The organism is Sphingopyxis sp. MWB1 (genome assembly GCF_000763945.1).
Lineage (GTDB): Bacteria > Pseudomonadota > Alphaproteobacteria > Sphingomonadales > Sphingomonadaceae > Sphingopyxis.
Genome location: NZ_JQFJ01000002.1, coordinates 1053114 through 1071546 on the forward strand (window position 1 = coordinate 1053114; position 18433 = coordinate 1071546).

At 63.5% G+C, this 18433-nt stretch carries 20 protein-coding genes; 9 read left to right on the forward strand and 11 right to left on the reverse strand.

What is annotated here, in order from left to right:
• Window positions 1-23: 23 nt before the first annotated feature.
• The 5 genes from JV18_RS0105845 to JV18_RS0105865 all read left to right on the forward strand — a co-directional run bounded on the left by JV18_RS0105845 (window position 24) and on the right by JV18_RS0105865 (window position 3308).
• Window positions 24-752 (forward strand): SufD family Fe-S cluster assembly protein, encoded by a 729-nt coding sequence (locus tag JV18_RS0105845; RefSeq protein WP_033073782.1) that lies wholly within the window; start codon window positions 24-26, stop codon window positions 750-752.
• Window positions 753-790: 38 nt separating this feature from the next.
• On the forward strand, window positions 791-1993 hold the full coding sequence (locus JV18_RS0105850) for an aminotransferase class V-fold PLP-dependent enzyme (protein ID WP_033073783.1): 1203 nt from the start codon (window positions 791-793) through the stop codon (window positions 1991-1993).
• Window positions 1990-2460 carry an SUF system Fe-S cluster assembly protein gene (locus tag JV18_RS0105855; protein ID WP_033073784.1) on the forward strand — a complete coding sequence of 157 codons (471 nt, stop codon included), beginning with the start codon at window positions 1990-1992 and terminating at the stop codon, window positions 2458-2460. Before JV18_RS0105850 ends, JV18_RS0105855 begins: the two co-directional genes overlap by 4 nt.
• A 63-nt stretch (window positions 2461-2523) precedes the next feature.
• The gene (locus JV18_RS0105860) at window positions 2524-2868 is read left to right on the forward strand and encodes a HesB/IscA family protein (RefSeq protein ID WP_033073785.1); all 345 of its coding nucleotides are present in this window, start codon (window positions 2524-2526) and stop codon (window positions 2866-2868) included.
• 2 nt (window positions 2869-2870) lie between these two features.
• Window positions 2871-3308, forward strand: a complete 438-nt coding sequence (locus JV18_RS0105865; RefSeq protein ID WP_033073786.1) for a GNAT family N-acetyltransferase — start codon at window positions 2871-2873, stop codon at window positions 3306-3308.
• A 26-nt stretch (window positions 3309-3334) separates the two neighbouring features.
• Here the strand turns inward: JV18_RS0105865 and JV18_RS0105870 are convergent, their stop codons facing one another.
• Window positions 3335-4051 carry an extensin-like domain-containing protein gene (locus tag JV18_RS0105870; RefSeq protein WP_033073787.1) on the reverse strand — a complete coding sequence of 239 codons (717 nt, stop codon included), beginning with the start codon at window positions 4049-4051 and terminating at the stop codon, window positions 3335-3337.
• Between the two features lie 37 nt (window positions 4052-4088).
• Complete coding sequence (locus JV18_RS0105875; protein ID WP_033073788.1) at window positions 4089-5480, reverse strand: cytochrome P450; 1392 nt, start codon at window positions 5478-5480, stop codon at window positions 4089-4091.
• A 178-nt stretch (window positions 5481-5658) separates the two neighbouring features.
• Between JV18_RS0105875 and JV18_RS0105880 the strand changes: the two genes are divergently transcribed.
• Window positions 5659-6504 (forward strand): hypothetical protein, encoded by an 846-nt coding sequence (locus tag JV18_RS0105880; RefSeq protein ID WP_052071765.1) that lies wholly within the window; start codon window positions 5659-5661, stop codon window positions 6502-6504.
• Window positions 6505-6519: 15 nt separating this feature from the next.
• On the opposite strand, the gene JV18_RS0105885 is transcribed toward JV18_RS0105880, so the two are convergent.
• The 7 genes from JV18_RS0105885 to JV18_RS0105915 all read right to left on the reverse strand — a co-directional run bounded on the left by JV18_RS0105885 (window position 6520) and on the right by JV18_RS0105915 (window position 14084).
• Entirely contained in the window at window positions 6520-7755 is a 1236-nt protein-coding gene (locus JV18_RS0105885) for a dicarboxylate/amino acid:cation symporter (RefSeq protein WP_033073789.1), read from the reverse strand.
• Between the two features lie 82 nt (window positions 7756-7837).
• Window positions 7838-9628, reverse strand: a complete 1791-nt coding sequence (locus tag JV18_RS0105890) for an SLC13 family permease (RefSeq protein ID WP_033073790.1) — start codon at window positions 9626-9628, stop codon at window positions 7838-7840.
• Window positions 9629-9635: 7 nt separating this feature from the next.
• Window positions 9636-10712 (reverse strand): chorismate synthase, encoded by a 1077-nt coding sequence (gene aroC / locus JV18_RS0105895; protein WP_033073791.1) that lies wholly within the window; start codon window positions 10710-10712, stop codon window positions 9636-9638.
• A 6-nt stretch (window positions 10713-10718) separates the two neighbouring features.
• Window positions 10719-11237: a GNAT family N-acetyltransferase gene (locus tag JV18_RS0105900; RefSeq protein WP_160174164.1), complete on the reverse strand. Its 519-nt coding sequence runs from the start codon at window positions 11235-11237 to the stop codon at window positions 10719-10721.
• 4 nt (window positions 11238-11241) lie between these two features.
• A complete protein-coding gene (fabI, locus tag JV18_RS0105905) occupies window positions 11242-12045 on the reverse strand; it encodes an enoyl-ACP reductase FabI (RefSeq protein WP_033073793.1) in 804 nt (267 codons plus the stop codon).
• On the reverse strand, window positions 12042-13148 hold the full coding sequence (locus JV18_RS0105910) for a YihY/virulence factor BrkB family protein (protein WP_081944699.1): 1107 nt from the start codon (window positions 13146-13148) through the stop codon (window positions 12042-12044). The genes fabI and JV18_RS0105910 overlap by 4 nt, the downstream gene beginning before the upstream one ends.
• Before the next feature lie 3 nt (window positions 13149-13151).
• A complete protein-coding gene (locus JV18_RS0105915) occupies window positions 13152-14084 on the reverse strand; it encodes a DnaJ C-terminal domain-containing protein (protein ID WP_033073794.1) in 933 nt (310 codons plus the stop codon).
• 144 nt (window positions 14085-14228) lie between these two features.
• On the opposite strand from JV18_RS0105915, the gene pdxH reads away from it, so the two are divergent.
• Entirely contained in the window at window positions 14229-14810 is a 582-nt protein-coding gene (pdxH, locus tag JV18_RS0105920; RefSeq protein WP_033075005.1) for a pyridoxamine 5'-phosphate oxidase, read from the forward strand.
• On the forward strand, window positions 14807-15631 hold the full coding sequence (locus JV18_RS0105925) for a PhzF family phenazine biosynthesis protein (RefSeq protein WP_033073795.1): 825 nt from the start codon (window positions 14807-14809) through the stop codon (window positions 15629-15631). The genes pdxH and JV18_RS0105925 overlap by 4 nt, the downstream gene beginning before the upstream one ends.
• A 24-nt stretch (window positions 15632-15655) precedes the next feature.
• Here JV18_RS0105925 and JV18_RS0105930 read toward each other — a convergent pair whose 3' ends face one another.
• On the reverse strand, window positions 15656-16816 hold the full coding sequence (locus JV18_RS0105930; RefSeq protein WP_235302904.1) for a serine hydrolase domain-containing protein: 1161 nt from the start codon (window positions 16814-16816) through the stop codon (window positions 15656-15658).
• Window positions 16817-16842: 26 nt separating this feature from the next.
• On the opposite strand from JV18_RS0105930, the gene JV18_RS15575 reads away from it, so the two are divergent.
• Window positions 16843-17289: a hypothetical protein gene (locus JV18_RS15575; RefSeq protein ID WP_081944700.1), complete on the forward strand. Its 447-nt coding sequence runs from the start codon at window positions 16843-16845 to the stop codon at window positions 17287-17289.
• A 12-nt stretch (window positions 17290-17301) separates the two neighbouring features.
• Here JV18_RS15575 and JV18_RS0105940 read toward each other — a convergent pair whose 3' ends face one another.
• On the reverse strand, window positions 17302-18219 hold the full coding sequence (locus JV18_RS0105940; RefSeq protein ID WP_033073797.1) for an alpha/beta fold hydrolase: 918 nt from the start codon (window positions 18217-18219) through the stop codon (window positions 17302-17304).
• Window positions 18220-18433 lie beyond the last annotated feature (214 nt).

Consider the following 18433-nt stretch of genomic DNA (forward strand, 5'->3'; position numbering starts at 1 on the left):
GAAGTGGGGGAGATCGTGATTTGATGACCAATACCCTCCCCACCCGGCGCGACGAAGCGTGGCGCTATAGCGACATCGACGCGGTCGCCGCCGCCTGGCCGCTGCCCGCGCCCGAGAGCATTATCGTGCCCGCAGGCGGCGATTACCGCCGCGCCATTGTTCAGGATGCTGGCACAATCCATCAGATCGAGATGAGCGTCGGCAAGGGCGCGCGCGCGGCGCTGCATGTGCTCAACATCGGCGGCGCCTATGGTCGCCTCGAACTGAATGTCACCCTCCACGAAGGCGCCGACTTCACGCTTGGCGCGGCGCAGATCGGCGGGGGCGAGCAGAATCTGGAGATCGTCACCACCGTCACCCACGCCGAACCCGGCGCGACGTCGCGGCAGGTGGTGCGTTCGGTGCTCGGCGGGACGGCAACCGGCACCTATCTCGGCAAGGTCGCCGTCGCACGCGACGCGCAAGCGACCGACAGCGAGCAGGATGTGAAGGCGATGCTGCTGAACCGCAGCGCGACCGCCAACGCCAAGCCCGAACTCGAAATTTTCGCCGATGATGTGAAGTGCGCGCACGGCTGCGCGATCGGCGAACTTGATGCCATGGCGCTTTACTATCTCCAGTCGCGCGGCCTGCCGCCGGGCGAGGCAAAGAAGCTGATGTTGCAGGCTTTTGTTGCAGGTGTGTTCGACGGCGCCGAGGACGAAGAGCGATTGCAGGCGCTTGCGCTGGCAAAGCTGGGGGAATTGGTGTGAGCAACCTCCCCTCCCCGTCCGCATCGAGCGAAGTCGAGATGCCCATCGATAGCGCACGACATCAGCGTGTCTCGACTTCGCTCGACACGAACGGGATTAGAGACCAGTTCCCCGGTCTCACCCCCGGCTGGCATTATCTCGACACCGCCGCAACGGCGCAGAAGCCGCAGGCGGTGATCGACGCCATGGCGAACGCGATGGGGCGCGATTATGCGACGGTGCATCGCGGCGTCTATGCGCGCTCGGCCGACATGACGCTTGCCTATGAGGCGGCGCGGCGGCGGATCGCGGCCTTTGTCGGCGCCAAGGAGGACGAGATCGCCTTTGTGCGCGGCGCGACCGAGGCGATCAACCTGGTCGCCTATTCGCACCCCAGGAAAGGCCGCGTGCTGCTGTCGATGCTGGAGCATCACAGCAATATCGTGCCGTGGCAGCTTGCGGGGTGGCAGGTCGATGTCTGCCCGCTGACCGAAGATGGCTGCATCGACCTCGACGCCGCCGAGAAAATCCTCACCCCCGATCACAACATGGTCGCTTTCGCCCATGTCTCGAACGTGCTCGGCAGCCCGCTCGACGTCGCGCGCGCAGCCGAACTTGCGCACCGCGTCGGCGCCGAACTGTTGATCGACGGATGTCAGGCGGTGCCGCGCCTGCCGGTCGATATGACGGCGCTCGGCTGTGACTATTATGTGTTTTCGGGGCACAAGCTTTATGGCCCCACAGGCATCGGCGTGCTGTGGAGCGACAAGCTCGATGCGCTGCCGCCGTGGCAGGGCGGCGGGTCGATGATCGACCGGGTGACGTTCGACCGAACCACCTATGCCCCCGCCCCCACCCGCTTCGAGGCAGGAACGCCGGCAATTGTCGAGGCGCTGGGCCTCGCCGCCGCGGTCGATTATGTCGATGCCATCGGGATCGAGGCGATCCACGCGCACGAATGCGCGCTCGTCGCCAGCCTGCGCGAACAGCTCGCACGGCGCAACAGCATCACCCTATATGGCCCTGAAAACAGCGCGGGAATCGTCAGCTTCTCGATGGCGGGGGTTCATCCGCACGACATCGGCACTATCTTGGACGAAAGCGGGGTCGCGATCCGCGCGGGGCATCATTGCGCGCAGCCGCTGATGGAGCATCTGGGCGTTCCGGCGACCGCGCGCGCGAGCTTTGGCGTATACAGCAGCGACGACGATGTCGCGGCCCTGAGCGAAGGGCTGTCGCGCGTCGAAAGGATTTTCGGATGAACGAGGAACGGGCGATCAAGGTGGAAGAAGTGACGAGCGTCGAGGCGCCGCCCAAGGCGCGCGTCGGCGATGCCGAGAGTGCCCCCGAGAAGCTGGAACGCAAGCGCGATTATCTGGAAGGTTTTCTGGCCGCCAAGCCCGCGCCCGCCGACCCGCACAGCGTTGGCGGCGACCTGTATGAAGCGGTGATCGCGGCGCTGAAGGATATTTATGACCCGGAAATTCCGGTGAACATCTATGACCTTGGCCTTATCTATAATGTCGAGGTCGACGAAGGCCATGTGCTCGTCACCATGACGCTGACGACCCCGCACTGCCCCGTCGCCGAATCCATGCCCGCCGAGGTTGAATTGCGCGTCGGCGCGGTGCCGGGGGTCGGCGATGCCGAAGTGAACCTTGTCTGGGACCCGCCCTGGTCGCCCGAAAATATGAGCGACGAGGCCCGGCTGGAATTGGGGATGCTATAAATCCCCCTCCCGCTTGCGGGAGGGGCTAGGGGTGGGCCTGGGGCCGAACCATCCCTATATTGAGTGAACCGGCCCCGCCCCGCCGCCGTCACGCTGACGCCCAATGCCGAAGCGCGCATCGCGAAACTGATGGCCGCCGCCCCGGAAGGCGCGATCGGTGTCAAGCTGTCGACCCCGCGCCGCGGCTGTTCGGGCCTTGCCTATTCGGTCGATTATGTGACCGAGGAAGCGAAGTTCGACGAAAAGATCGAGACGCCCGGCGGTCTTTTCTACATCGATGGCGCGTCGGTCCTCTACCTGATCGGCAGCACGATGGACTGGGTCGAGGATGACTTTGCCGCCGGCTTTGTCTTCAACAACCCCAATGCCAAGGGTGCCTGCGGCTGCGGCGAGAGCTTTACCGTCTGACGATGCAGGCGCGTCCCGCCGCGACAGAGGATATGGCGGCCTGGGCCGCAATGCGCGCGCGGCTGTGGCCCGATGCGGAACCGGGCGAGCTTGCTGGCGAACTTCCCGCCATGCTGGCGGACACGGAACTGTGGAATTTCATTCTGGTCGATGGCGACCAGCGACCGATCGGCTTTGCCGAAGTTCGGCTGCGTTCGATGTTCGACGGTTGCGACGTCCCGCCCTATCCCCATTTGGAGGGCATATGGGTTGCCGAAGAGCATCGCCGTAGCGGCGGCGCGGCGGCGCTGCTGACGGCGATTGAAACCCGCGCGCGCGCCGAGGGTCATGAGTGGATCGGCTCCGACGTCGAACTTTCCAACGAGGGTAGCCAGAAATGGCATGATGCTCATGGCTTTGAAGAAGCCAATCGCATCATCCTTTATTCCAAAAAGCTCTGACGCTGCTCATCCCGAGGGTCAGGACCCTAGCGGCACACCGTCCAGCCGCCGCTTCTCTCCGCCATGTCGAGGTGGAAATGATCGGCATGGGCCTGATTATAGTCGGGCGACAGGGTCGTGCTGAACAGGGTGCAGGCGCCGTCGCGCACGCGACGCAGAAATTGCCCCTTGGCGCCCGCATCCGACCAGTCGCGCAGCAAGGATATGCGTGTGCCGTCGGCAAGGATGAAGGCTGAAATGTCGATAGCATTGGCGGTCGAATGTTCGCTGAGCACATCACGCCCGGCGATGGGGCGGCAATTATAGCTGCCCATATTTTCCATCCGCACCACCTTTTGCCCAAAATATTGGCGGGCGAGCGGCTGCACCGCATCGCGCGTCCACAGCGCCAGCCCGGCGGTCACCGCACAGCCGGGGCCAGCGCCAGCAGGGGCAAGGCTGGGGACCAGCGCATTGCCGGTCAGCGTCATGCGCTGCTTCGCGCGGCACGGCCCCTCCCCCACGGGCGGAAGCCGTTCATAGCCCGCCTCTGCCCGGTCAAAGGCGGCGAAACAGGCGGCGTCATCGCCGACCAGATATTGCAGCTTATCACTGGTCGCCCAGCCTTGCGGATCGGCAAGGTTGAAGGGCGCGAACATATTATGCTGCGGATGCGCGCGCAGCCATTCGATCCCGCGAATGACCGCGAAAGCCCCCAATATCAGCAGGATGAAGGCCGTCAGATAAGAGCGGAAGGAGCGCACAGCCCCATATTGGGGGCGGATGGGGCGCGAGACAAGCTCAGAGCGGCTCGAACCGGACCTTCAACCCGTCCCTGGGCCGGGGGATAGGCAAAATCTGCCATTCGGGCGCATAGCCATCCTCCACGACAATGCGGTGCGTCGTCACCACATGATGGAAGAAGATTTTCGCCTGCATATAGGCGAAATGCAGCCCCAGGCACATATGCGCGCCGCCGCCAAAGGGCACCCAGGCATATTTGTGCCGCCCGCGCGCAACCTCGGGGGAGAAGCGCATGGGATCGAATTTCTCGGGCTGCGGCCAATGTTCCTCCATCATATGGGTGAAGGCGGGGCTGACCCCGACCGACGTGCCCGCGGGGATGCGATAGCCGCCGAATTCGAAATCCTTGAGCGCGCGGCGCGGAAAGCTGGGAACCGGGGGCACAAGGCGCAGCGCCTCCTTGAATGCCCATTCGGTCATTTCAAGCTCACCCAGGCTGTTATGCCCCACGCCTTCGCCTGCGGGCGCAACGGCGAGCATTTCCTCGCGCAGCCGGTCCTGCCATTCGGGATGCTGGCCGAGTTGCCAGACGAGCGTGGTGATCGAGCTGGTGATGGTGTCATGCGCCGCCATCATCAGGAAATTCATATGATCAACAATGGCATCGACCGACAGAAAGCGGCCTTCCTCGTCGCGCGCGCGGCAGATCTGGCTGAAAATATCCTCGCCCGCGCCTTCGCGCCGTTCGGGCACCATGGCGCTGAAATATTCGACCAGATAGGCGCGCCCCTTCACCCCGCGCCGCATCGCGGTGAAGGGCATGGGAACGCGCACCACACCGATTGAGGCCTGCACCATATCGACAAAGGCCTTGTTCACCTTGTCCGCCTCTGGCCCGAGCGGAATGCCCAGAAAGCTGGTCGCGGCCAGATCGAGGGTAAGCTCCTTGATCGCCGGATAAAATTTGAACGTCTTGCCGCTCCATTCGGCGACGCGCTGCGCGATACCTTCGTTCAGCGCCTCGGCATAATGGCGCATCGGTTCGGGCTTGAAGGCGACCGACAGGATTTTGCGGTCGGCGCGATGCTTGTCAAAATCCATCAGCATCAGCCCGCGCGGAAACAAGAGGTTGAGCACCGGGCCCCAGCCCTGCTCGGACGAAAAGATCTTCTCCCGGTCGAACATGACCAGCTCGTTTGCCTCTGGCCCATGCAGCGCGACATTGCGCCCGCCAAAGCTGTTGTTGCGATAGACGCGGCCATATTTGGCGACCATGCGCCGGGTAAATTCGGGATAGTTGCGAAGCTGCTCCAGCGTGTTGCCGACAATCGGCAGCCCGTCCTCGCCCGGAATATGATCGAGCGCGCTTTCGGGGTTGCGCGGCAGCCAATGCGTGGTTTCGGGGCCGAAACGCTGTTCAGCCCAGTGAATTCTGGCAGGGGCATTCATTGCGGCAAATCCTTTGAAAGCATCAAATTACGGCGAGCCTATCGCGTTACTGACATATGTGCAAGTATGCTGAATCGAGGCGCTCGATTCCATTCACCGCAAATTCAACTCGCCTCGTGCAATTTTATGACAAGATGGCGCCGAATATCCGTCGCGCCCCAAGGAATCGGCCACGCCCATGACCTTCAAGAACATGTCTTTCAAGAAGCTGATGCCCGTCGCGCTCGGCACCCTCGCCTCCACCGCTTTGGGCGGATGCTATTATGGCGATGTCTATGGCGCGAGCTATGCGTCGTCGGGCGCCTGCTCGAACGGCTATTATGACTATGACCCTTATGCCTATGACGACGGCTATGGCTATGGCTGCTATGATCCGCAGGATTACAGCGGGGGCTTCGTGCAGATCGGCTTTGGCGGCGGCTGGTATGATGATTATTATTATCCCGGCTATGGCATGTGGATGTTCGACCGCTATCGCCAGCGCTATCCGCTGCGCGGCCAATATCTGAATTATTGGGGGGGACGCCGCGCCTGGTGGCGGCATCGCGACCGCTATGACCGCCCCGGCCATTGGCGCGACCGCGACGGTTATCACGGCAATCGGCCTGGGCGAGACCGCCCTGATCGGGATCGCCCCGGCCGTGACAGACCGGATCGTGACAGGCCCGACCGGGATCGGCCGGGGACAGAACGTCCAGGCCGCCCTGATTCGGGGGCCGAGCGCCCTCCTCGCCCTGGCCGTCCGGGCGTTACCCGTCCCGATCGCCCGACCCGACCCGACGGCGCGCGGCCCGATCGCCCGACCCGACCCGACGGCGCGCGGCCCGAACGCCCGGGCAGACCGGACGGCGCCCGGCCGTCGCGGCCTGAGCGTCCGTCTGGGACAAGGCCCGAACGGCCCAGTCAGCCCGTCGTGACGCGTCCACAGCGCCCGGACCCGATAGTGCGGCCTGAACCCGCTCCACGTCCAGCGGTCTCCCGCAATCCCCGCAATTTGCGGGGCGAGCGGATGAGCGATCAGTAAGTTCGACGTCCGCCGTTACACATCGTCGGCAGACTCAAGTTCCTCGACGTTCAACTCGCCCGTCATCGATGCCACGGTCACTGCGACCGCGGCGTCGCCGGTGACATTGGTGGTGGTGCGCATCATGTCCATGATCCGGTCCACACCGGCGACCAGTGCGATGGTTTCCAGCGGTACGCCGACGCTGCCAAAGACCAGCGCCATCATGATCAGCCCCGCACCGGGAATCCCCGCCGCGCCAATGGCGCCCAGCGTCGCGGTGATAGAGATCATGACATAATCGGCCCAGCTAAGGGTGACGCCGAACGCCTGCGCGCCAAACAGGGTGGCAAGCCCCAGATACATGGCGGTGCCGTTCATATTGATCGTCGCCCCCAGCGAAACGACAAAGCTGGACACGCTTTTGGAGACACCCAGATTACGCTGGGCGCAGCGCAGCGTTACTGGCAGCGTTGCGTTGGACGAAGCGGTCGAATAGCTGACCGCCATGGCGTCCACCATGCCGCGATAAAAGCCGAGAACCGGCACTTTCGCGAGGAAACGGATCATCAGGCTGTAAATAATCGCGATGATCAGGATACAGCCGAGATAGTTGAGGAAAACGAGCGAGCCGAGCGCCTGAAGCGCGTCCATCCCCAGGGTTCCGGCAACCCACGCCATCAGTGCAAAGACGCCAAAGGGGGTGAGTTCCATCACCACCATCGTCACCTTCTGCATGATAACCGCGCCGCTGTCGAAAATCCGCGCGACCGGATCGCCCTCTTCCTTGGCCATCAAAATGCCGATGCCAATCAGCAGGGCAAAAACGATCAGCGGCAGGACATTGACGTCGGCCATCACCTGCACCGGGCTTTCGGGCACGATCGAGAGGATCATGTCGGTCCAGCTTTGCGTTTTGGGTTCGGGCACCGCGCCCATGCTGATCTGATCAGGGTCGATCAGCGATCCGGGTTTGAAGATGCTGCCCAGGAACAGGCCCAGCCACACCGCCATCTGGCCGGTGATGACAAAGATCAGCATGGCCCGGCCGCCGACCTTCCCCAATTTTCGCAGATCGCCAATCGCCGCGACTCCCGCCACGAGCGAGAAAAAGATCAAGGGCACGACGAGCATCTTCACCGCCTTGATGAAGAAGTCACCGATCCATTTGATGCTGGCAGCCTCTGGCCCCCAAAGGAAGCCGGCCAAAATTCCCAGGATCAGCGCAGCGATCACCCGCTGCCACAGTGGAATACGAAACCACCAGCCCATAAATTTCCTTCCCCCGATCCCGCCCGCGGCGCGATTCTCTCTCAATCGCCCTAAAGCTGTGCTTCGTCGGCGGCAAGCACCGCTATATCAGGAGGGTGATGGCAACGCAGGTGATCGCCCCGACGCAAATCGTCATCGGAATGCCGGCGCGCAGAAAATCGACAAAGCGATAATTGCCCGCCGCATAAACCAAAGTATTGGTTTGATAGCCGATGGGGGTCGCAAAACTGGCCGAGGCGGCGAACATCACCGCAACCACTAACGGATAGGGATCGACGCCCAGATCGCGCGCCACGGCAATGGCGAGCGGTGTCACCAGGATGGCCACGGCATTATTGGTGACGATTTCGGTGAGCAGCACCGAAATGACATAAGTCGCAAGCACCAGTCCCCACGGCGGCACATCGTGCAGAAACGGCGTCACCTTGGTAACGATCAGCGCGACACTGCCCGAATTTTCGAGCGCCAGCCCGACCGCGAGCATGGCGAAAATCAGCACCAGCACATTGCCGTCGATCGAATCCCATGCCTCGTCCGCATCGATGCAGCGGGTGACGAGGATCAGCCCGACACCGATAATGGCGGCAACGCCGATATCCATGATGTTGAACGTCGCGAGCAGGATGACGCCCAGCAGCGCGCCGATGGCAATGGGTGCCTTGCTGCGACGAAACTCGCGCCCGCTGGTCGTTCCCACCCCATAAAGATGGGGGTTGCCATACATTTGCTCAATCTGGTTTGCCGGGCCGGTCACCAGCACCCGGTCGATCGCCTGCACACGAGCATTGGGCAGATCGGGGCCCGGCGTCTTGCGAAAGCGTGCGATGCCGAGGATACGGACGCGAAGGGTCGATAAAAAGGGAATTTCGATGAGCCGCCGTCCGATGGCGGGATGGCTGGGCGCGATCATCGCCTCGACAATCGCTTCTTCTTCCTGATCAATCTCATTATCGCCGACGGTCAGGCCGATTTCGACATTCTTGTTCGCGCGCAGCGACAAAAGCTCTGCCAGTTCCAACCGCAGGACAAGACGGTCATTCGCCTCCAGCCGTTCCTCCGCCACGCCGGTGCGCCGCAAGGTCACGCCGCGCTTCAGCCCGACCAGTTGAACATTGGCGCGCTTGGCAAAAGGCACATCACCGATTCTGCGGCCGACCAGATTGCCCCCTTCCAATATCCGCACTTCCGACAGAAAAGCGCGGTGATCCTGGCTGAGAGCGATTTGCGAGGGGGAATCGTCGGGAAGGAAACGACGCGCAATGAACAGAAGCGCAAAAATGCCCGCCACCCCGGCGACAAGACCGACAGGGGTTATGGTGAAAATACCGAAGCGATCGAGCCCGCTGTCTTCGGCCACCGCAGCGACAAGCAAGTTGGTCGATGTCCCGATCAGCGTCGTCGTGCCGCCGAGGATACAGACATAGGAGAGCGGGATGAGCAGCCGCTTTGCACTGATTCCCAACGCAGAGGCGAGTTTCAGCATGATCGGGATCATCACAACCACCACGGGGGTGTTGTTGAGAAAGGCCGAGGCCACATAGACGCCGAAGAACATCTCCGCGAGCGCAAGGCGCGGCCTTTGCTTGGCGCGTTCGATAATCCGGCTGGCGATGGCGTCGAGTGTCCCGGTGCGCAGCAAGGCGCCCGACAGGATGAACATCGCACCGATCGTCACCGGTGCCGAATTGGAAAAGACCGAGAAGAAATCGCGTCCCGACAATATGCCCAGGAAAAGGAAGGTGCAGGTCCCCAGGATCGCCACCACCGTGGCGGGGAACCGCTCCATGACAAAGCCGACGAACATGACGCCCAGCACCACCAGGCCGATCACCGCCTGATGCTGCTGAATGAAGTCCTGAGCCCCCGCGATCATGCCGGGCCTAGCCGCACTGCGCTCTATGGAGCAATTTATGGTCGGCAAGGACCAGCGCCATCATCGCTTCGACCACCGGCGCGCCGCGAATGCCGACGCAGGGATCGTGCCGACCCTTGGTCACAATATCGGTCGCCTCTCCGGCCTGATTGATCGTCGGTACAGGGGTCAGGATCGAACTGGTCGGTTTGAAGGCGACGCGCACGACGACCGGCTGGCCGGTTGAAATGCCGCCTGCGATGCCGCCCGCATTGTTCGACAGGAAATCGGGGCGGTTGCTGCCATCGGTGGCGGGGCGCATCGGGTCGGCATTTTCCTCCCCGCGCAGACGCGCCGCGTCAAAGCCCGCACCGATCTCGACGCCCTTGACCGCATTAATGCCCATCATCGCCGAAGCGAGATCGGCGTCGAGCTTGGCGTAAAGGGGCGCGCCCCAGCCCGCGGGAACGCCGCTCGCCGCGCATTCGATGACCGCGCCCAAGGAACTGCCCGCCTTGCGCGCATCGTCCATCAGCCCTTCCCAGCGCTGGGCCGCGGCGGGGTCGGGGCAGAAAAAGGGATTGCGATCAATCTCTTCAAGGTCAAAGTTGGCGGGGTCTATCGCATCGCCGCCGATTTCGGCGACCCACGCATGGATCTGCACTTCGGGAATGACCAGCCGCGCTATGCCCCCGGCAGCGACGCGCGCCGCCGTCTCGCGCGCGCTCGACCGCCCGCCGCCGCGATAGTCGCGATGGCCATATTTGGCGTCATAGGCATAATCGGCATGGCCGGGCCGATAGGCCTTGGCAATATCGCCATAATCCTTGGAACGCTGATCGACATTTTCGATCATCAGGCTGATCGGCGTGCCCGTCGTCTTCCCTTCGAATACGCCCGACAATATGCGCACCTGATCGGGCTCGCGCCGCTGGGTGGTGTGGCGCGACTGGCCGGGGCGACGCTTGTCGAGAAAGGGCTGAATATCGGCTTCGGACAAGGCAAGGCGCGGCGGACAGCCATCGACGACAGCGCCCAGCGCGGGGCCATGGCTTTCCCCCCAGGTCGTGAAACGAAGCACCCGTCCGAAACTGTTAAAGCTCATGGTCCCCTATCCCAAGCGGCCGAAGGCCGGTGCATAATCCGCCTGCCCGCCTTGCGGCCATTCGGCGTGCGAGTCCAGCATCATCGCCATGAAACAGGCCCCGGAAAAAGGTGAAGCGAAGCGCGCGGCGAGGACGGGTGAATAACCGAACCGCATATAATAAGCCGGGTCGCCAAGCACGAAGCTGATAGCGATACCCTGCGCCCGCAATTCGTCCAGTCCAGCGCGGATCAGCGCACTGCCAATCCCCTGCCCCTGCACATCGGGGGTGACCGAAACCGGCGCGAGGCCAGCCGCCGTCAAGGGCGCGCCATCGGCTTCGACCGTCATGCGGCTGAACAGGATATGCCCGGCCCTGGCAGCGTCGCGCTCGGCGACGAGCGACAGCAGGATATCCCCATCGGCGGCGAGCATGGCGGGAAGGTCCGCCTCCCCCTGATACCCATGCTCGCTCGCGGCGAATGCCGCGCTGATCAGTCTGTGGATCGCCTCCGCATCCTCTGCCGTGGCAGGCCGGATGCGCACAGCGTCATGCAAGCGCGATGTCCGGGGCATCTTCCTGCTTCATGCCGATCGTGTGGTAACCGGCATCGACATGATGGGTTTCGCCGGTCACGCCCGAGGCAAGATCGCTGAGCAGATACAGCGCCGAGCCGCCCACATCGTCGATGGTGACATTGCGGCGCAGCGGCGCGTTAAATTCATTCCATTTCAGGATCAGGCGGAAATCGCCGATGCCCGAGGCGGCGAGCGTCTTGATCGGCCCCGCTGAAATGGCGTTCACGCGCACGCCCTGCGGCCCATAGTCATTGGCGAGGTATTTGACGCTGGTTTCCAGCGCCGATTTGGCGACGCCCATGACGTTATAATGGGGGATCACCTTTTCCGCGCCATAATAGCTGAGCGTGAGGAGCGATCCGCCATCGGGCATCAACGCAGCAGCGCGCGCGGCGACGGCGGTGAAGCTGTAGACGCTGATGTTCATCGTCATCAGAAAATCGTCGAGGCCGACATCGGCATATTTGCCCCGCAGCGCTTCCTTGTTCGTATAGCCGATGGCGTGAACGACGAAATCAATCGTCGGCCAGCGATCGGCCAGCGTCGCAAAGGCGTGGTCGAGATTGGTCATGTCGCTGACGTCGCAGTCGATCAGGAAATCACAGCCCAATTCGTCGGCCAGCGGCTTCACCCGCTTCAGCATCACATCGCCCTGATAGCTGATCGCCAGCTCGGCGCCCGCGGCGTTGAGCGCCTTGGCAATGCCCCAGGCAAGCGACTTGTCATTGGCGAGGCCCATGATCAACCCGCGCTTGCCCTTCATCAGACCCGTCATTTCACTTCTCCGGTCATGTCGTTACCGCTGCCGGTCCCGGCGGCGCTATCGACCAAAATATCATCCACGCGCCCAATAGCGTCATGGTCCAAATCCTCAACCTCGACGAGCGCGGCATTCAGCTCCGCCCCCATCACCATACCCAATCCGACGAGGTAGAAAAAGAAAAGCGCGACCATGACCCCGGCCAGGCTGCCATAGGTCGCGTCATAGCGCAGCAGGCTGGCGAGCAGCGGCGGCAGCGCGAGCGTAACCCCGATCCACCAGCAGGTGGTGAACAAGGCGCCGGGCCATTTCGGGCATTTCAGGCGCCGATATTTGGACGGGGTGAGGCTGTAAAACAGCATATAAATGGCCGCGAACAGCCCCAAGCCAGATACGCCGCGCGAAATGGCAACGACCCCGAATGCCTGATATTGTTCGGGCAGAAAGCGGGTGACAAATTGCTCGACCCCCGAAATCAACACCTGCATGCTGAAGGAAAGCAGCATCAACACCACCGCCCCGGTTATGATGCCGATCGACATCAGCCGATAATGGAAAAAGCCCCTGGAAAAATGCGTGCCATAAGCGCGGCGCAAAATATCCCGGATGGTTTCAACGAGGCTGCCCACTGTCCAGAGCGCCACGAGCGCGCCCAGCCAGAGGAACATGCCGGTGCGGGCGTGCATTACCTCGCGCACCGGGCCGGACAGGACGCGCACCACCGTCGGCGGCATCAGCGAAAACACCGTTTCAATCGCCGCCTCGCCCGCTTCGCTGCCGCCGAACAGGCTGAGCGCGGCGGCAAGCAGGATGAAGAAAGGAAAAAGCGAGATCAGCGCCAGATAGGCGAGATTACCCGCATGGATGAAACCGTCGGTATAGGTGCCAACCACCACTCGCCGTACGACCTGAAAGGCGCGGGTTCCGGGGCCAAGACGCTCCCGCCCGCGTTCGATCAGGCCCTGGGCATCGGCCTTCAGATGCAGGCGATGCGCGTGATCGGCGCGCGCTTCGGGAGAATGAGGCGAATGGCCCTCTGCCAGATATTGCCGGCCGACCTCGTCATCAACTTCGCGCTTCAGCGCCTTGACGGCTTCTTTTTGATGGCGGTCAGCCACGCATCACACGCCCAGATCGGCCCGTACGGCGCGCTCGTCGGTCCAGCCATCAATCAACCGGGCGAGGCCGGGATCGTCGGCGGGAATATCGACCATCAACCGGACGAGCTGGTCGCCGCGTCCGCCATTCTTTTGGCTGAACCCCTTGCCCTTCAGGCGCATCACCTTGCCCGACGTCGAACCGGCGGGAACCGAAAGCATCACCGCGCCATCGACGGTCGGCACCTTCACCTTTGCGCCCTTCACCGCCTCGCCCAACGTGATCGGCAGGTCGAGGCGGATATGGGCGCCGTCGCGGGTGAAAAAGGGATGGTCCTTGACCGTGATCGTCACAATGCCGTCGCCATGGCCGCCTGGCCCTGGCTGCCCCTTGCCCGCGAGCCGCATCTGCGTCCCCGTTTCGACCCCGGCAGGAAGCTTGAGATCAATGGTGCTGCCATCGGCAAGGGTGATGCGCTGCGGCGCCTGTGTCGCGGCGTCGATGAAGGACACCGCCAGACGATAGGCGACATTTGCGCCCTTGGGTGGGGCCTGCCGTCCGCCAAAACCGCCAAAGGGACCGCCCGCTGCACCAGCCGCTCCGCCGCCGCGGGAGAATAATCCTTCGAAAATGTCGCTGAAATCGGCGCCTTCGCCGCCGAAACCGCCGCCCGGATGCCCGCGCGCGCCGCGAAAACCGCCGCCCGCGCCGCCATAGCCATAGGGCATGGCGGGATTGCCGTCGGCGTCGATCTCGCCCCGGTCGAACTGCGCGCGCTTTGTCTTGTCGGACAGAAGGTCATAGGCCTTGGTCACGTCCGAAAACCGCTCTGCCGCGCGCGGATTATCCTTGTTCCGGTCGGGATGCAGCTCTTTCGCCAGCTTGCGATAGGCGGACTTGATCTCCGACTCGTTCGCATTTTTTGCTACGCCCAAGGTGGAATAGGGATCTGCCATAATCTTCCTGTAGCTTGATAAAGCCCTGGCCGTAAGGGCCGAATGAAGCCCGCCATGTGGGCATCGCGGCGGGTGCGGTCAAGTTTCAGCAAGACCAAGGCTTTTGCTCGACCGCGCGCGCGGGCGCGATTATGGATGGCCGCCATGACAAGCACCGACCCCTTCGCCCTGTTCGACAGCTGGTTTGCCGAAGCGCAGGCGAGCGAACCCAATGACCCCAATGCCATGGCGCTGGCGACGACCACGCCAGCGGGGCGTCCCTCGCTCCGCATGGTGCTGCTCAAGGGTCATGGGCCGGACGGCTTTGTCTTTTACACCAATCTCGACAGCCGCAAGGGCGGCGAGCTTGCAGAAAACCCGCATGTCGCGCTGCTGTTCCACTGGAAATCGCTGCGCCGGCAGATACGGATCGAAGGGCCGGTCGCCCCGGTCGATGATGCCACCGCCGACGCCTATTTCGCAACGCGCAGCCGCGACAGCCAATTGGGCGCCTGGGCAAGCGACCAGTCGCGCCCGCTCGACAGCCGCGCGACCTTTGAAGCGCGCTTTGCCGAAATGCAGAAACGCTTCGAGGGACAGGATGTGCCGCGCCCGCCGCGCTGGTCGGGCTGGCGCGTGACGCCGGAGGCCCTTGAGTTTTGGCAGGACCGCGCGCATCGTCTGCACGAACGCAGGCTGTTCACCCGTGTGGAGGACGGCTGGAGAGAGGGGATGCTATATCCATGAGCTGGCGCCGTTTCCCCCTCACCCGGGTCGATGCCTTTGCCGATCGCGCCTTTGCCGGCAATCCGGCAGCGGTGATGCCGCTCGACGAATGGCTGGGCGACGATATGCTGCAAGCCATGGCGGCGGAGAATAATCTGTCCGAAACCGCCTTCCTCGTTCCCGACGAAAGCGACGAGGCCGATTATGAGCTGCGCTGGTTCACCCCGACGGTGGAGGTGGCGCTATGCGGTCATGCAACGCTCGCCAGCGGCCATGCCCTGCTGTCGGCCGCGCCCTGGCGCAGCGAAATGGTCTTTCGCACCCGCAAGGCGGGGCTGCTGCGCGTCAAACGTCTGGAGACCGAGGGCGCCGACGAATATGCCATGATGCTGCCCGCCTATGGCGCGAGCGCGAAGCCGCTTCCCAAGATCGCCAGGGCGATGGGCGGCGATATTGTCGAAACGCTGTGGCATGACGGGGGCTATGCGCTGATCGTCTATGCCGATGCAGCGGCGGTGCGGGCGTTGAGCCCCGATCTTGCCGCGCTTCGCAAGCTGGGCGACATCGCGCTGATCGCGACGGCGCCGGGTGACGGCGACGCGTCCGGCGCCGATGTCGTCAGCCGCGTGTTTGTGCCCGGCGCGGGGGTTGACGAGGATCCGGTGACGGGATCGGCGCATTGCATCCTCACTCCCTATTGGGCCGACCGGCTGGACCGCGCATCTTTCGCGGCCTTTCAGGCAAGTGCGCGCGGGGGCCATGTCGGATGCCGCCTCGATGGCGACCAGATCGAGCTGACGGGCCGCTGCGTGACGACGCTGACCGGTGAATTTCTGCTCTGACGCTGTTCTGACGCTGTTCCGAGGCTATAGCGCCGCCTGCAAGGCGGCGAGGCGGCGGCGCAATTCGGGGAATTGATCGTCGCGCGTGATGCCCAGCCGCACGATCGTCAACCGCTGCGACGGCGAAACGATGATATATTGGCCCTGATGGCCAATGGCGGCGAACAGGTCATTCGGGCCTTCATCGGGCCACAGCGCGGCATTGGCACCCGCGGGGCGGGGCCGGTTGAGCCAGATATGGCCGCCATAGCCCGCATCATTGGCCGAAGGCGCGAGCATGAAGCGCATCCAGCTTTCGGGCAGCAGCCGCTGCCCTTCCACCACGCCATGATTGCGCAGAAATTCGCCGAATTTGGCATAGTCGCGGGCGGTGGCGTGCATGATCGACCCGCCGATCATCGTGCCGCGCGCATCAAATTCGGGGGTCAGGCTGGTCATGCCGAGCGGCTCGATCAGCCGCCCGTCGATAAATTCGCGCACCGCCTGCCGCCGCGCGTCGGCATTTTTTGACGGCGTGAGCGTATCGGCCAATATATCGGCGAGGATGACGCTGGTTGCCGAACTATAGTTGAACAGCTCGCCCGGCCGCGCCACCGCGGGCTTGGCCTCGGCAAAACCCGCCATGTCGGGGGCCGCATCGCCGAACAGCATCTCTACGGTATCGCCCTGCCATATGGGATCGCCATTTTCGACATGTTCAAGCCCCGCCGACATATGGAGCAGATGGCGCAGGGTGATCGCGCCGCGCGGATCGCCGCTGCGCTGCCATGCCGCGACCGGCGCGGGACCATCGAGCGCCAATTGCCCGTCGGCGACCAGAAAACCGATCAGAACCGCCGTGATGCTCTTGGCCATTGACCAGCTGATCAGCTTCGTATCCGGCCCGAACCCCGGCGCATAGCGTTCAAAAACCGGCTTTCCGTCGCGCAGCACATAAAGCGCGCGGGTTTCCCCGGTCGCCTCGAAATCATCGAATAGCGCATCGGCCTTCGCCTGTTCCAGCGGCGGCAGGATCGAAAAGGGTTCCGCTTCGTCCGCTTCCCCGACGCGCGCGGCGTCGGCGGCCACCTGTGTCGGCGACCCCGCGCGCACCCCCTGCGCCTCGGCAGGTGCTGCGCTCGCCTCGCGCCCTGCATGGGAAAAACCCCATAGCCCAAGGGCAATCAGCGCGGCACTTGCAAGCATGCGTTTTTTCGTGATCATGGCCCACCGTGAGTAACATCAACCCACCCCCGACGGCAACGCCCGAACCGACGTCCGAACTGACGTCCCCGGCCGCGTCGCCCGCCCCCATTTCCGGGGCCGAACCCGCACCACCGCCGCCTGCCAGGCCGCGGCGGAGTCGCTGGGGCGGTTGCCTCCCCTGGCTTGGCATATTGGCTTTGCTGTTCGGCGCATTCCTCGTCTGGAAATTTCCGTCCTTCAAGGCGCAGGCGGAGCTGGGATCGGCCTATGCCGCGCGCGTCGGCTGTTCGTGCCGCTATGTGCAGGGACGCAGCCTCGATAGCTGCCAGAGCGATTTCGAACCCGGCATGGAACTGGTCTCGCTGAGCGAGGATCCGGCGACGAAGACGGTGACGGGAAGCGTTCCGCTGCTCGCATCGCGCAGCGCGCGCTACGCCGGGGCGAGCGGCTGCCTGTTCACGGACGGCAAATAACAGCTGCGGGATTTAGCGCGGCAGGAAATCCCCGATCGCGCGATTGACCGCGTCGGGCGCTTCCCACGGCACAAAATGGCCGCAGCCGGGCACTTTGACCAGCGAGAGAGCGGGCACCAGCTCCTCCATCCCTTCCAGATTGCACGGGGGAAGCGCCGTGTCGTCGAGCGCCCAGATCACCAGCGTCGGAATCTCCAGCTTGGGGAATGGCGCCGCGGGCGGCTCAGCATAAGGTTCGTCCATCGCGGGCACATGGATCGGTGATGCGCGATACCAGTTGATCATGCCCCGGCAGGCGTCGCGATCCTCCCAATCCGCAAGCAGACGCGCGATCTCATCGGTCGGCTGCAGCCCGCCACTGGGCACACGATCCCCAAAGGCATGCGCCAGAATCCCCGCAATCCCCCGCTCTTCCAATATCGCGTCGTTAGACAGATCGCGAAAAACCCGAATATATTGACTAGCCCCCCGCTGTTCTTCATTGGTGGCGAGCAGGCGCTGGAAAATGCCCGGATGCGGAGCATTGGCGATGATCGCGCGGGTGACGCGCCCGGCCCATTGCGGATGCAGTCCGCCCGGCTGGCCGGCCAGCGCCACGCCCCAGGCAATGGCGCCGCCCCAATCATGGCCGATGATAGTGAATTGCTCGACACCGCAGGCATCGGCGAGCGCGAAAATATCGGCGATCAGCTTGTCGGGCGTATAGGCATCGACCGCCTGCGGCTTGGAGGAACCGCGATAGCCGCGCTGGTCGGGCGCGATGCAGCGGAAGCGATCCGAAAAATGCACAAGTTGATGCCGCCATGTGCGATGCGATTCGGGAAAGCCATGGAGGAAGATGAGCGCGGGGGCATCGCGCGGACCGATGTCGATGACGTCCAGCTCAACCCCGGTCGAAAGCGCGACCCGCTGCTGCTCGAAATCTTCCATTGCCCCACTCCATTGGTTTCGTTTCAAAACCAATCTGAAGGTTATGAAGGCGATTGGCAAGCGGGGATAGGCGCTGGGTGGCTGTGCGTCCCGCCCGCCCCCTCACCCGTCATGGCGAGGAGCACGGACTTGTCCGGGCGACGACGCCATGTCCCACTATCGGTCGTGCGGGACGATGGCTGGAGATTGCTTCACCCGGCGCCGCCGGGCTCGC

Excerpts from the sequence above, each read along its gene's own strand:
- JV18_RS0105845 (WP_033073782.1), top strand. The coding sequence starts at position 24 with ATGACCAATACCCTCCCCACCCGGCGCGACGAAGCGTGGCGCTATAGC.
- JV18_RS0105850 (WP_033073783.1), top strand. The coding sequence starts at position 791 with ATGCCCATCGATAGCGCACGACATCAGCGTGTCTCGACTTCGCTCGAC.
- JV18_RS0105855 (WP_033073784.1), top strand. The coding sequence starts at position 1,990 with ATGAACGAGGAACGGGCGATCAAGGTGGAAGAAGTGACGAGCGTCGAG.
- JV18_RS0105865 (WP_033073786.1), top strand. The coding sequence starts at position 2,871 with ATGCAGGCGCGTCCCGCCGCGACAGAGGATATGGCGGCCTGGGCCGCA.
- JV18_RS0105875 (WP_033073788.1), bottom strand. The coding sequence starts at position 5,480 with ATGAATGCCCCTGCCAGAATTCACTGGGCTGAACAGCGTTTCGGCCCC.
- JV18_RS0105880 (WP_052071765.1), top strand. The coding sequence starts at position 5,659 with ATGACCTTCAAGAACATGTCTTTCAAGAAGCTGATGCCCGTCGCGCTC.
- JV18_RS0105885 (WP_033073789.1), bottom strand. The coding sequence starts at position 7,755 with ATGGGCTGGTGGTTTCGTATTCCACTGTGGCAGCGGGTGATCGCTGCG.
- JV18_RS0105890 (WP_033073790.1), bottom strand. The coding sequence starts at position 9,628 with ATGATCGCGGGGGCTCAGGACTTCATTCAGCAGCATCAGGCGGTGATC.
- aroC (WP_033073791.1), bottom strand. The coding sequence starts at position 10,712 with ATGAGCTTTAACAGTTTCGGACGGGTGCTTCGTTTCACGACCTGGGGG.
- fabI (WP_033073793.1), bottom strand. The coding sequence starts at position 12,045 with ATGACGGGTCTGATGAAGGGCAAGCGCGGGTTGATCATGGGCCTCGCC.
- JV18_RS0105915 (WP_033073794.1), bottom strand. The coding sequence starts at position 14,084 with ATGGCAGATCCCTATTCCACCTTGGGCGTAGCAAAAAATGCGAACGAG.
- pdxH (WP_033075005.1), top strand. The coding sequence starts at position 14,229 with ATGACAAGCACCGACCCCTTCGCCCTGTTCGACAGCTGGTTTGCCGAA.
- JV18_RS0105925 (WP_033073795.1), top strand. The coding sequence starts at position 14,807 with ATGAGCTGGCGCCGTTTCCCCCTCACCCGGGTCGATGCCTTTGCCGAT.
- JV18_RS0105930 (WP_235302904.1), bottom strand. The coding sequence starts at position 16,816 with ATGCTTGCAAGTGCCGCGCTGATTGCCCTTGGGCTATGGGGTTTTTCC.
- JV18_RS0105940 (WP_033073797.1), bottom strand. The coding sequence starts at position 18,219 with ATGGAAGATTTCGAGCAGCAGCGGGTCGCGCTTTCGACCGGGGTTGAG.